This window comes from uncultured Oceanicoccus sp. (genome assembly GCF_963968385.1).
Lineage (GTDB): Bacteria > Pseudomonadota > Gammaproteobacteria > Pseudomonadales > Dasaniaceae > Oceanicoccus.
Map to the genome: position 1 here is coordinate 42,321 of NZ_CAXAHB010000004.1, position 12,760 is coordinate 55,080.

A 12,760-nucleotide genomic window follows, 5' to 3' on the forward strand; every position below is an offset into this window, starting at 1 on the left:
CTATGCAGCGGTCATTTCTCGGCAAGTTTTTGCCGTTGCAAAAAAAGGCTTTGCATAATCTCTCGCAGTATCGATTGCAGGGCTTTTTTCCCGCTTAACTCGGCACCCTGAACAACTGCGCTTATAGATTGTTGCTGCAGTACCCTCATCACTAAAATATGTTTGTGCTGGTCAGACAGCTCCTTGACTATTTCTCGACTAGATAAAACCAATACAACTAATTTCCACAGTGATAAATAGCAGGTTTTGTATTGCCGATACCCCAACACAAAGGCTTCAATATCCAACCAGGCTTGCTGATCCATGTTAATCGCATGAGTGTCGTGATTGAGTAGCAGCTCTATTACTAGTTCAGGCTCTAACTGTTGGTATTGCATCGGCAAATCACGCGGAAAGCACTCACCGAATCTGTAGCGCGCCTTGGTTAATAGCTTTTCCCCTTCGATACTCAGTGCCGAAAGTACTAATGCAGAATAACAACCACTACTGGCATCACGACTGGTTCCCAGACGCACGGGAATACATTGCACAGACTGCCAAAATTGCAATACATCAGCCGTTGCAGCAAAACTTGAGCCGATAAAATCAACTCTCTCTTGACGAGCCTGCAAAACAATTTCGGCCACAAGCTGTTTGCCAATGGATTTTCGCTGCACTAAGGGATGCACAGCAATACGCATTACCCGCTGATAACGCAACAGCGGCGCTGCTTTAAAACCACAATGGGCGGATAGGGATTGTGCGACTAGATGACCTTGGGGTCGCCGTTTGCCCTGCCAGATTAACTCGGATAAAGCCTGATCAAAGCCTCCCTCATCAGCCACCAATGCGGCGGCGATAATCTGTCCTTGGTAACGACTCACCCAAACCGAAATATTAGGGCCATCCAGCATATTACGTAAGTCGGCGGGAGAAGTTTGATAATGGGCAGAGACCAACAAACTAAATAATTGTTCTAAATCGGTATTATTAGCTAGCAACTGATCTCGATTAAGTTTTTCACTAACACATAGCTTAAGCTCGCAGCCTGCTAATACCGTTTTATCAACACTACACTCTTTAAGTAGCAAGCTATTAAACAACCAAGTCTCAACTGGGTCGTTTTCCGCCCACCGAACAGGCTGTTTTAAGAAACAGGATTGCCACTGAGGTGTTTTATTATCCAATGTTTGCGTAAATCGAATATCAAAGCCGCGACCACTACCCTCATAACCCTGCACCGTGGTTGAAAAAACGATTCGCTTATAGATCGTTAAATACTGCTCCAGCATAAAGGCGGGGATAGCAGCTGCTTCATCCACCAATAACAGATCAGCTTGCGGTTTGTTGCGAATTAATTCATCAACCGCCATAAACTCTAGCCGGGACTGTTGATAATGAATGCTTCCGCCAGATGGCGCCACACCCAATAATCGAGCAGCATGCTCGAACACCGGCTGCACCGATGCCATTAGCGGTGCGGTAATCACAATATTGCAATCACCCTGTTTTATCAAAGCAGCACTGGCGATACCCAGTGCCGATGATTTTCCCCGCCCCCGATCAGAACGAATCACTAAAGGCCGTCGGCTTCGCCCTTTTGATACCGCGAAGATCGCTTTTACCGCTTGAGATTGATCGACGGTCAAACAATGATCATCCATTGGCTCTGGCAACAGGGCTGGTATGTTATCGGCTGATATAAAATCAATCGCCTGATTTTGCTCAATCAACAAGGTATTTTTATCGGTCTGTAGATGACCAATAATATGCCGAATAAAGCGACCGGAGATATCCTCGGCTTGAAAAGGGTAAACTAATAACCGCTGATAGGCAGGGTCGGCATATTTTGGCCACTCGGCCAATGGAGGCACCACCAACACCAATAAACCACCACCTACCAGTGCGCCAGACACCGCAGCCAATGCATCAGGATCAAATCCGGCCCAAGTATCATAAATCAGGCTATCAAGTTCCCGCCCCAACCATTGGCGGGCTTGGGTTCGTTCTATAGCAGTAGCATTGGCTGGTGCTTGATCGGAAATCCACAGCGGGTCTAGTAATGTGCATTGGGCTAATAGCTCACAGGCCCAGTCACGCTCGCCGGACAAGACCAGCAATCGGCGCTGTCGTGATTGGCGAGCATCCGTCTGTAATTGTTCTATTGCGGCTATTGGCTGGGATAGGGACGGCAAGATCGATGGCTCTGTGTTTAAAACATCAGGTTATCAATCATTGGCTGGAGAAACAATGTAGCGATACTGCCAGCAGGACAAGATATTAGTGTTTAGAAAATGCCGCAAACCCATCCATGGGAGAGGTCATTGGGAATGAAGAAAAGCACTTACTCAAGCCGCTGAATCACCAACAGCAATGTCCCGACATTAATTCCAAACTTGGACATACCAGACTCATTTATCAACACGCTCGGCGATACCAGATACATACGGTCATCGATAGCAATATCTATGGTGCCATCACCATAGGGAATACGAAGTACATAATCCAAAAACATACTGTTACCAGAAATCTGAATCTCGGATTCACCAATGACATCACCGGCAGTGCCAATATAGCGGTTATCACCATTGGGGGTTAAGGTCCAAACCCGCCGCTGTTTTTCGCCATCATCAAAGACAAAATCTTCTTCCAGTGTTCCAATACCATCGTTCCAATAGGCTTTAATATCAGCAGTAAAATAGCGGATCACCTTGCCCGAACGGTCCTTGAGAATGCCATCTGCTCTTAACTGACCTTCAAAAAAAGACTCAGCAACCAGCTTGGGCTGGTTGTTTGCATAATCAGTCACTTCAATGGAACCACAGGAAGACAGCAATAGGGCCAAGATCGCAATAAGACTGGCCATTTTTGTAACAGGCGAAATAGACATAAGTAACTCCTTATCAATTATCCTTGGTACGGCAAACGGCCAAAGCCGGTTTAATCATCTAGCCTGAACCATAGTAATATAGCGCCACCAGCAGGGTTTAACATCCAAATTAGCACCCTGTACGTAACCATGTCAGACCTGGAACTTTCATGCACAAAACAAGGGACAAATTACCATGACCTTTCGACTATTAGCGGCGATTAGCAGCCTGTTTTTCAGTCAACCAAGTCTGGCCAACTGCAACAATTTGCTAGACTATGAACCGCGAAAGCTGCGCTCTGATGAAACGGTTAATCTCTGTGAAGACTATAAGGATAAAGTGATTGTGGTGGTTAATACGGCCAGCCAATGCGGTTATACCTCACAATTTAAAACACTGGAAGCACTGTATCAGCGCTACAAAGATCAAGGTTTGGTTGTGCTGGGCTTCCCCTCCAACGATTTTTATCAAGAGCATCGCAACGAAGAGAAAACAGCCAACGTCTGTTATGTTAATTACGGTGTAACTTTCCAAATGTTCGGTACCACACGGGTAAGAGGTAATGATGCCAATCCTGTATTTAAAGCTCTGGCGCAACAAACTGGTAAAGCGCCACGCTGGAATTTTACCAAGTATGTTATTGGCAAAGATGGCAAAGCGATTGCGGCCTTCCCCTCCAGCGAACAACCTCTAGGTGGAAAGCTTGAGCAAACCGTTATTCAAGCTTTAAAATTATAGCTCGTTATGAGCAAGCACATTATTGTTAATGACACCATGCAACAAGGCTATAGCTATACCTTGGAGCAGCCCGAAGGCAAAAACTTTGATCCCGATTTCTACCCTGAACTCAGCCCCAAAGAATTGCTGGCGCTAGGAATTTTTGGCGGCAAATATATGAATGACTGCCAGGATGAATTCCCCAAATCGTGGTTTCGTCAGGCGATACTATCCCCCGCAGTAAAAGACGTGTCGCTAAATTATTTTCGTGTTGATGCTTCGCTTCCGCTAAGTCACTGGCAAGATAAAGGGTGGATTTATCATCTAGACCCCAGAGGTTGGTTTCAATGGTATTGCCGCTATTACCGCGGTCGTCGCATGACTCAAGAAGATCAACGCCAAATTAAACGCTGGAAATCCATGCGCCGTCATATCGGTGCCATCAAAAAAAATTGCGGCCCAGGAGACTGCGATTGCCGAAGGAAACAACGGCAGGCCTTGTTACATTGGGCCTATGATTCCCGGGTAATGTAAAGAGCAGTCTGATACAGCTCGCTGCAGCCACGCTTTTTGTTCTATGTCAGTGGATATAGCCCACCAGCCAGCCACTAATCATGATACAATCCCGGTTTGTGAAATTTCCCATAATCACTTCATCAATGCCTAGCCCTAATAAATCGAGCCGTCACTACCATGATTGATAAAACTGGCGAACCAGCACTACCCGCCAAATTTATTGACGGCTCTATCATGCGCCATATTTGGGTGATGACCAGCACCAGCGCACTGGGTTTGTTGAGTATATTTATTGTCGACCTTATCGACATACTGTTTCTCAGTATGCTGGGCAGCGACGACATTATTGCCGGTGTCGGCTTTGCCGCCAGCATCTCCTTTTTTACCGTTTCTTTAAGTATTGGTATCACCATATCCATGGCCGCCTTGGTATCGCGGATGATTGGCCAGCGCAAGATAGATCAGGCCAGACGCTATGTGGTGAATGTCACGGTATTAGCACTAACACTGACTGGTACCATGTCCTGTGTCATCTGGTTTAACCTGCCGTTGTTATTTCAACTACTGGGTGCCGATCAAGGCGCTCTCAATGTCGGTGTTAGTTACCTGCAAATAGTACTACCCTCGTTACCCATTCTGGCGACAGGAATGGCAATGTCGGCAGCACTGCGCGCTGTGGGCGATGCCAGACTTTCCATGCTAACGACTTTAGTTGGCGGTGGTGTTAATGCAGTACTCGACCCGATTTTTATTTTTGCTTTAAGTATGGGCGTGGAAGGTGCAGCTGTTGCTTCAGTAATCGCCCGGTTTGCCGTAATGGGCATTGCCTTTTATGGCGTCACCCGCAAACATAAATTGATGAAGAGTTTTGTCGTTAAAGACCTGATCGACGACTTTAGACCGATTTTTAAAATCGCCGGACCTGCAATGCTCACCAATCTAGCCACCCCCATCAGCAATGCGATTGTGATCAAAGCGATAGCCCAATTCGGCGGCGCTTATGTCGCAGGATATGCCATTATTGGTCGGATATCGCCGGTCGCCTATGCCCTAGTGTTTGCGCTTTCAGGAGCTATAGCCCCAATCATTGGCCAGAATTATGGTGCGTTTAACTTTACTCGTATTCGTCAAACAATGCGTAATTCGCTGATCTTCAATGCGACCTATGTCACGCTAGTCTCTACTCTGCTATTTATGTTGCAAGATCCTATTATCGCGCTATTTAAATTAACAGGAGAAGCCGCTGAATTGATGCGAGTTTTCTGCACATGGATAGCCATCACTTTTATATTTAATGGCATACAGTTTATCTCTAACTCCATGTTTAATAATCTAGGCAAACCGATGTATGCCACATGGTTTAATGTCGGCAAATCCACGCTGGGGACACTGCCGTTTGTTTATTGGGGGGGTCAAATAGCAGGAGCTACCGGGGTGTTAATGGGACAAGCCGTTGGCGGAATGATTTTTGCGCTAGCCGCTGTGACGTTTGCCTTCAGACATATTAGTAGCCTAGCAAATGCTCACCAGACCACGATTAATCAGCAAGCAGCTATTAAATAAAGAGTGAAGAAATTTTATTTTCAGCCGCAACTTCTGGACGCTTAATCACCGGCTCATCACTGAGTTCGCGATATAGGCGCTCAAACTCTTCGGATAACTTATGCTTGGGATAACAGTATACCAATGGAGTTTGCATAGCGTGTGATTCCTTCATTTTAACGGATGAAGAAATATAACTGGATAAAATCGGGTAAGACTCATTAATCAACTCACCCACCAACTGCTTAGGAAAACGAGCCTGCTTGTTAAATTGATTGACGATAATGCCACCAATGCGCAATTCAGCATTATGATCCTCTTGTAACTCACCCACATTTTGCATCAAACCGTAGAGCGCCTGACGAGAAAACGTATCGCAATCGAATGGAATCAACACACTATTAGCAGCAATCAGGGCAGATTTACTGTAGAAATTAAATACCGGAGCCGTATCAATATAAATATGGTCAAAAGTCTTGTTTAACTCAACCAACGCTTCACGCAATTTGTAGATTTTGTAGCGAGACTCAAGCTCACGCTCCATCAAATCCAGAGCAGGGCTGGATGCCATCAGGTATAGATTTTCAAACGTTGTTTCAGTCACATAGTCCATCGGATCTTGCTTTGGCGTATGCATATCGATGGATTGTTTAAATAGACCAACTATCGAGCCTTCACTCAGCATGTTATGGCCTTGATCGTGGGCATAGGCTAGGTTAAGGGGTTGCTCATGACCCAAGTAATAACTACTATTGGCTTGAACATCTAAATCAACTACCAGTGTTTTATAACCGCGGCTGGCACTAATGGCAGCCAGATTACAGGTAATGCTGGATTTACCAACACCACCTTTTTGATTGAAGATCACTCTTCTCATCAGCAAGCTCTCTCGTTTTATTTATTATTAAATTATGAGTAAAAACTTTTAGTAACGATGGTTTAAACAAATATGTTAGCCCTTACGAATCACTAAACTTCCTATGGAATAACCCGCACCAAAGGAACAAATAACACCGTAATCACCAGTCTGTAGATCCTCGTGGTGTAAATTAAAAGCGATCAATGATCCCGCTGATGCGGCGTTGGCATAACGATCCAAAACAATCGGCGCCTCTTCAGGCGTGGCATCACGTCCCAATAATTTTTTGCTAATCAATAAGTTCATGTTGATATTTGCCTGATGCAACCACCAACGACTGATATCAGTGGAGCTTAGCTGATGACACTGCAGATGCTCGGTAATATGTTTAGCCGCCATTGGGCACACTTCCTTAAACACCTTGCGACCATTTTGATGAAACAATCGATCCGCTGAATAAGGGTCAGCATCATTGGCGCGACTCACATAGCCAAAATTGGAGCGAATATTATTAGAATAACTGGTCACTGCTTTGGTGCTGAGAATTTCATAGCGATGGTCCGAGATGCAGGTTTCAGCGGACTCCACCACGGTGGCCATACCCACATCACCAAAAATAAAGTGACTATCGCGGTCACCCCAATTGACCTGTGGTGAGGTCAACTCCGGATTAATCACCAATACCGATTTGGCGGTACCGGCAGCAACCATTTCATAAGCGCGATGAATACCAAAGGTGGCCGCAGAACACGCCACCAACATATCAAAACCAAAACCTTCTATAGCCAGTGCCTGCTGTATCTCGATGGCGATAGCGGGGTATGAACGCTGGGTGTAAGCACAGGACACAATCACTGCATCGATATCAGCAGCGGATTTATTGGCGGCAGCCAATGCCAATTTGGCAGCATTAACGCCGATCTCTGCCTGATCCGATAACTCATCGTCGTCACGCTCAGGAATATTGGGGCGCAGGCGCTCAATATCGAGGATGCCGTCCTTTTTATAGACAAAGCGGCTTTTAATACCGGAGGCTTTTTCAATAAATTCTGCACTGGAATGGGGTTTGGCGGCAAGCTCTCCGGCCTCAATCGCAGCGGCATTATCTGCATTGAACTGGTCAGCATGAGCGTTATAGGCGGTGACTAATTCTTCATTGCTAATGGTATGGGGAGGATTCCATAAACCGGTGCCACTTATAACAACTGAGTTTGGCATAGAGTTGATTCCAGTTAAAAGAGAAGAAAGGCTTTATAGCCTGCAAATTAGGCGGCAAGCTTACCGTTTTACAATAAAAAAGTCACTGTTGATGGGCATACTCAGTTGCCCTCTATAATACTTATTAAATTTTGGGCGTGTTGTGACACCTCGATACCCCGATGAAAACGAATATGGCATCACTATTACTTTTTTTATAATGCCAGCACAGCCTAACACAGGCTTGTTTAAAACCATAACACTGCCGCACTGCCACAGAGGGTCATAATCAATAAAAACCACTTGAGGGTTGAAGTCTTGGCAGTAATAGCAAATCTCACCGCAAGGTAGGCGCCAACCATACTGCCAGCAGCCAAAATCAAGCCCGGAATCCATAACACCTGACCTCTGGCAGTAAAGACAGCCAGAGCCACAAGGGTGGGTAACAAAACGCAAACCACTTTTAAGGCATGAGTTCTCACCAGATCATAGCGCAGCACACCGGCCAAGGCAGTGATCAAAATAAACCCCACACCTGCCTGAATAAAACCGGCATAAAAACCCGCCCCAGCCAACCACCACCAAGAAGAGGGTTTTTCTTTCACTTTATGGGCAATGGTGCCGGGCGGCGGCGATATAACACTCGGTTTGACTAGCATAATGATCGTCATGGTAATCATCACCGCCAGTAACAAGGGCTTTAATATCCATTCCGGCGCATAGGATGCGCCAATAGCACCGAAAAAACCTCCGATTAAGGTCGGTATTAAAATAGCGCCCAGATCATCCGTGGGTAATTTATCGTATTGATGGAAACTGCGTATCGCCACAACATTTTGCAAGCCCACTGCAACACGATTGGTCGCGTTAGCGATATCGGCAGGCATCCCCATCACCATCAATGCCGGCAGCGTTAAATTGGAACCACCGCCTGCCAAGACATTGATCACCCCCGCCAAGAGACCGGTAATAAGCAGTAGTAAAATATGCTCTAAGGCAATATCCATTTAACTATCTCTTTCCAGCACAAAAAATCATTTAAACAATCACCCCATACTAGGCTGAACCGCAGCCAATCTTAACAAGCGCGACAGCATAAGTAACTGTTATACTGTCGGCGATTAATCCCCTATCCACATTACCAATAGGCTGTTAAGACCATGAGACCAGACTGGGATAATTATTTTATTGATATGATGGACACTGTCGGCAAGCGAGCGACATGTGATCGCGGCAGATCAGGCTGCATTATTGTCAAAGACAGACGTATTATTTCCACCGGCTATGTCGGCTCTCCTTCCGGTTTACCCCACTGCGATGAAGTCGGCCATCTGATGAAACAAGTCATCGATGACGATGGCACTACTCGCCAACACTGTATGCGAACCATCCACGCCGAACAAAATGCTATCTGCCAGGCGGCCAAGCATGGTATCTCACTGGAGGGCAGCACGCTTTATTGCAAGATGGAACCCTGCCGCGTTTGCGCTATGTTAATTATTAGCTGCGGCATTAAAAAGGTAGTGGCTAAGTCGCTGTATCATGCTGCTCAAGAAACACGAGATATGTTTAGACAGGCTGGCGTAGCTATGGTGGTACTCGACAACACCGTTGAAAGCTACGACCATCAGTAACGTCGTGGCTGCAAAACCAAGCCGCCCCGCGCGAATAAAATACCCGTTAATCGTTGTTAATCTCGATATTAGGAAAAGCTGGCCCGGCATTAGCCTGACTGGCTAGTTGCACTGCCATATCCCTTGCGATCTCAGCATAAATCAAAGCTTCATCACTATCCGGCTCAGCCACAACGGTCGGCGCACCCGCATCAACCTGCTGACGAATGGCTAGCGACAACGGCAAAGAGCCCAATAGCGGCACTTGATAGGCTTGCGCAATACGACTGCCACCGCCATCGCCAAAAATATGCTCCTGATGGCCGCACTGGCTACAGATATGCATCGCCATATTTTCTACCACACCCAGTACCGGCACCTCGACCTTGGTAAACATCTCGATACCTTTTTGCGCATCCATTAAAGCAATATCCTGAGGCGTAGTGACGATCACTGCACCGGCCACCGCGGCTTTTTGCGAAAGCGTTAACTGAATATCGCCGGTTCCCGGTGGCATATCAATAATCAAATAATCCAATTCACCCCACTGGGTTTGCGCCAATAACTGGTTAAGCGCACCACCGGCCATAGGGCCGCGCCAAACCATCGGGGTTTTATCCGTCACCAAATAACCCATCGACATAGTCTTTAAACCGTGGGCCTCAATGGGTAATAAAAACTGCTGATTGGCTGATTCGGGCCTGGCGTCTTTGTCCACACCCAACATCATTTGCTGGCTAGGGCCGTAGATATCGGCATCTAACAAACCGACTTTGGCGCCATCTTTGGCCAGCGCTAACGCTAAATTCACTGAGGTCGTTGATTTGCCAACCCCGCCTTTCCCCGAGGCTACCGCAATAATGTTTTTTACCTTACCCATACTGCGCATATCTGGCTGACTCTTGATAGCAGCAATAGTCCAGCTGATGTCAACACTGACATTGTGCACAGCGGGAATTTGTTGGACCAGCGCGATAATTGCCTTTTGCATCGCGGCCTTAATAGAGGCCACAGCAAAACCCAACTCAATCACGATGGTCACCATAGCGCCATCAATGGTGATTGACTTCAACACATCAGCCGCCAATATATTCTTATTCAGGTGGGGAATTACATACTGCTGCAGGGCTTCCTCTACCTGAACCTGCGTTACTTCAGACATACTTTCTCCACAAAGCATTCAATCAAAACCAAGTATTTTACTTGGTTATTACCTAAGGGACAAAAAATAATAAATGAAACATCGACTTAGCCACGTCAAGTGGATGAAAAGTCAGCTTAAAAAGGCTATAGTAGCGCTCTTTAAAGCCACCTCAAAACACAGACTTCTTTACAACGGTTATGCCACAGACATCATCACCTGCAACTGCACGCAAAATGCTGGTTACCAGCGCCCTGCCCTATGCCAATGGTTCCCTGCATTTAGGTCATCTGCTGGAGACTATTCAGACCGATATCTGGGTGCGCTTTCAACAGCAACAAGGTAACGAATGTATCTACGTCTGTGCCGACGATGCTCATGGCACCGCGATTATGCTGACAGCGGAAAAAAATGGCATCACTGCGGAGCAACAAATTGCCAATGTGCAGGCTGAGCACGAGAAAGATTTGGCGGGCTTTTTAATTAATTTTAATAATTATCACTCCACGCACTCCGAAGAAAATAAGCATTACTCGGAACTGATCTATAAAAAACTGCGCGATAATGGTCATATTGTCAGCCGCGAAATTAGCCAACTCTATGACCCCGAAAAAGAACTGTTTCTGGCAGATCGCTATATCAAAGGCACCTGTCCAAAATGCAAAGCCGAAGATCAATACGGTGATAACTGTGAGGTTTGCGGTGCAACCTACAGCCCAGCCGATTTAATCAATCCCAAATCAGCCATCTCTGGCGCGACACCGGTAGAAAAAGCCTCAACGCATTACTTTTTCACCTTGCCGGTGTTTGAGGATATGCTGAAACAATGGACCCGAAGCGGCCGCCTGCAGACTCAAATTGCCAATAAATTGGGCGAATGGCTGGATGCCGGCCTACAACAATGGGATATTTCCCGCGATGCCCCCTATTTTGGTTTTGAAATTCCCGATGCTCCGGGAAAATACTTCTATGTCTGGCTGGATGCACCGATAGGCTATATTGCCAGCTTCCAAAACTACTGCGATAAAGCCGGCATCAATTTTGATGATTACTGGGCAGAAGATGCCGATACCGAGCTCTATCACTTTATTGGCAAAGACATTATTAACTTCCACGGTTTGTTTTGGCCGGCCATGCTGCACTCAGCAGGATACCGCACCCCCACAGCAATATATGCGCATGGTTTTGTCACCGTTAACGGTCAGAAAATGTCAAAATCTCGCGGTACGTTTATTAAAGCATCAACTTATCTAGAGTATTTGGATGCCGAATATCTGCGTTACTACTACGCCGCCAAACTCTCGGCTTCGGTTGATGATATTGATTTAAACCTCGAAGATTTTGTACAGCGGGTTAACTCAGACTTGATCGGTAAAGTGGTCAATATCGCTTCACGCTCTGCCAAGTTTATTAGCAAAGGTAGTGACGGCGTGATGTCAGCTGAGTTGGCCGACAAAAAACTGTGGCAAGATGCGGTCGCCAAAAGCGCCACCATTGCCGCGCTTTATGAACAGCGAGAATACAGCAAAGCCATCCGTGAAATTATGGCTATTGCCGATGCCACTAACGAATACTTCGATAGTCAGGAACCCTGGAAACTGGCCAAAGAAGCGGGCAAAGAACAGCAAGTGATCGCGGTTGCCTCACAGTGCGTCAATTTATTTCGTTTGATTATGATTTATCTTAAGCCGGTGTTACCTGTAACCGCTGATAAAACTTGCCAATTTTTGAATGCCGATTTAGCCTGGCAAACAACTATCGAGCCGCTACTCAATCACCAAATCAAACCATTTAAACCGCTAATGACTCGTATCGATAAAGACAAGGTCGACGCTATGATTGAAGCCAGCAAAGACACTGCCAGTGCTACAGCCGAAAAAAAATCCAAAAAGACAAAACCGGCTAACAATGATGCTCCGGCCACCATCGAATTTGATGATTTTGCCAAGGTGGATTTACGGGTGGTTGAAATTATTGCCGCCGAGGCCGTTGCCGGTGCAGATAAACTACTGCAACTAACACTTAGTCTTGGTGATCAAGGCAGCAAGCAGGTTTTTGCCGGCATTAAAGCCGCCTATAAGCCGGAAGATCTAATCGGCAAGCACACGGTTATGGTCGCCAACTTACAACCTCGAAAAATGAAATTTGGCGTTTCCGAAGGTATGGTATTAGCCGCAGGCCCCGGTGGTGAGGATATCTGGTTGCTGGAGCCTGACAAAGGCGCCAAAGCCGGCATGAAAATACAGTAATCTATGGCGAGCCGAAAGACACTTTTGGTCGATCTAGCACTTGGTCGATCTAGCACAATGACAATGACAATGACAAT

The 12,760-nt window shown here is 46.3% G+C and carries 11 protein-coding genes; 5 read left to right on the top strand and 6 right to left on the bottom strand.

Going from position 1 to position 12,760, the window contains the following annotated elements:
- Positions 1–11 precede the first annotated feature (11 nt).
- Complete coding sequence (locus AACP44_RS01075; RefSeq protein ID WP_339338143.1) at positions 12–2,174, bottom strand: GNAT family N-acetyltransferase; 2,163 nt, start codon at positions 2,172–2,174, stop codon at positions 12–14.
- Between the two features lie 149 nt (positions 2,175–2,323).
- Positions 2,324–2,869 (bottom strand): DUF3833 domain-containing protein, encoded by a 546-nt coding sequence (locus AACP44_RS01080; protein ID WP_339338145.1) that lies wholly within the window; start codon positions 2,867–2,869, stop codon positions 2,324–2,326.
- 175 nt (positions 2,870–3,044) lie between these two features.
- Between AACP44_RS01080 and AACP44_RS01085 the strand changes: the two genes are divergently transcribed.
- From AACP44_RS01085 to AACP44_RS01095, 3 genes are all read left to right on the top strand, one after another.
- Positions 3,045–3,587, top strand: coding sequence for a glutathione peroxidase (locus AACP44_RS01085; RefSeq protein WP_339338147.1), 543 nt, complete (start codon positions 3,045–3,047; stop codon positions 3,585–3,587).
- 6 nt (positions 3,588–3,593) lie between these two features.
- Positions 3,594–4,100, top strand: coding sequence for a hypothetical protein (locus AACP44_RS01090; protein WP_339338149.1), 507 nt, complete (start codon positions 3,594–3,596; stop codon positions 4,098–4,100).
- A gap of 159 nt (positions 4,101–4,259) precedes the next feature.
- The gene (locus AACP44_RS01095) at positions 4,260–5,645 is read left to right on the top strand and encodes an MATE family efflux transporter (RefSeq protein ID WP_339338151.1); all 1,386 of its coding nucleotides are present in this window, start codon (positions 4,260–4,262) and stop codon (positions 5,643–5,645) included.
- On the opposite strand, the gene AACP44_RS01100 is transcribed toward AACP44_RS01095, so the two are convergent.
- The 3 genes from AACP44_RS01100 to AACP44_RS01110 form a co-directional block, all read right to left on the bottom strand.
- Positions 5,638–6,501, bottom strand: a complete 864-nt coding sequence (locus tag AACP44_RS01100; protein ID WP_339338153.1) for a ParA family protein — start codon at positions 6,499–6,501, stop codon at positions 5,638–5,640. The genes AACP44_RS01095 and AACP44_RS01100 overlap by 8 nt on opposite strands.
- A gap of 75 nt (positions 6,502–6,576) precedes the next feature.
- A complete protein-coding gene (locus AACP44_RS01105) occupies positions 6,577–7,701 on the bottom strand; it encodes a beta-ketoacyl-ACP synthase III (protein ID WP_339338155.1) in 1,125 nt (374 codons plus the stop codon).
- 227 nt (positions 7,702–7,928) lie between these two features.
- The gene (locus AACP44_RS01110) at positions 7,929–8,687 is read right to left on the bottom strand and encodes a sulfite exporter TauE/SafE family protein (RefSeq protein ID WP_339338157.1); all 759 of its coding nucleotides are present in this window, start codon (positions 8,685–8,687) and stop codon (positions 7,929–7,931) included.
- A 153-nt stretch (positions 8,688–8,840) separates the two neighbouring features.
- Here AACP44_RS01110 and AACP44_RS01115 point away from each other — a divergent pair, with 153 nt between their 5' ends.
- Positions 8,841–9,314 carry a cytidine/deoxycytidylate deaminase family protein gene (locus AACP44_RS01115; RefSeq protein ID WP_339338159.1) on the top strand — a complete coding sequence of 158 codons (474 nt, stop codon included), beginning with the start codon at positions 8,841–8,843 and terminating at the stop codon, positions 9,312–9,314.
- A 46-nt stretch (positions 9,315–9,360) separates the two neighbouring features.
- On the opposite strand, the gene apbC is transcribed toward AACP44_RS01115, so the two are convergent.
- The gene (gene apbC, locus AACP44_RS01120) at positions 9,361–10,455 is read right to left on the bottom strand and encodes an iron-sulfur cluster carrier protein ApbC (protein ID WP_339338161.1); all 1,095 of its coding nucleotides are present in this window, start codon (positions 10,453–10,455) and stop codon (positions 9,361–9,363) included.
- A 179-nt stretch (positions 10,456–10,634) separates the two neighbouring features.
- Here apbC and metG point away from each other — a divergent pair, with 179 nt between their 5' ends.
- A complete protein-coding gene (gene metG / locus AACP44_RS01125) occupies positions 10,635–12,683 on the top strand; it encodes a methionine--tRNA ligase (RefSeq protein WP_339338163.1) in 2,049 nt (682 codons plus the stop codon).
- The last annotated feature ends 77 nt before the right edge of the window (positions 12,684–12,760 follow it).

What these genes read in the sequence shown, in the direction of transcription:
- AACP44_RS01080 (WP_339338145.1), bottom strand. Translation starts at nt 2,869, where the DNA reads ATGTCTATTTCGCCTGTTACAAAAATGGCCAGTCTTATTGCGATCTTG.
- AACP44_RS01085 (WP_339338147.1), top strand. Translation starts at nt 3,045, where the DNA reads ATGACCTTTCGACTATTAGCGGCGATTAGCAGCCTGTTTTTCAGTCAA.
- AACP44_RS01090 (WP_339338149.1), top strand. Translation starts at nt 3,594, where the DNA reads ATGAGCAAGCACATTATTGTTAATGACACCATGCAACAAGGCTATAGC.
- AACP44_RS01095 (WP_339338151.1), top strand. Translation starts at nt 4,260, where the DNA reads ATGATTGATAAAACTGGCGAACCAGCACTACCCGCCAAATTTATTGAC.
- AACP44_RS01100 (WP_339338153.1), bottom strand. Translation starts at nt 6,501, where the DNA reads ATGAGAAGAGTGATCTTCAATCAAAAAGGTGGTGTTGGTAAATCCAGC.
- AACP44_RS01105 (WP_339338155.1), bottom strand. Translation starts at nt 7,701, where the DNA reads ATGCCAAACTCAGTTGTTATAAGTGGCACCGGTTTATGGAATCCTCCC.
- AACP44_RS01110 (WP_339338157.1), bottom strand. Translation starts at nt 8,687, where the DNA reads ATGGATATTGCCTTAGAGCATATTTTACTACTGCTTATTACCGGTCTC.
- AACP44_RS01115 (WP_339338159.1), top strand. Translation starts at nt 8,841, where the DNA reads ATGAGACCAGACTGGGATAATTATTTTATTGATATGATGGACACTGTC.
- apbC (WP_339338161.1), bottom strand. Translation starts at nt 10,455, where the DNA reads ATGTCTGAAGTAACGCAGGTTCAGGTAGAGGAAGCCCTGCAGCAGTAT.
- metG (WP_339338163.1), top strand. Translation starts at nt 10,635, where the DNA reads ATGCCACAGACATCATCACCTGCAACTGCACGCAAAATGCTGGTTACC.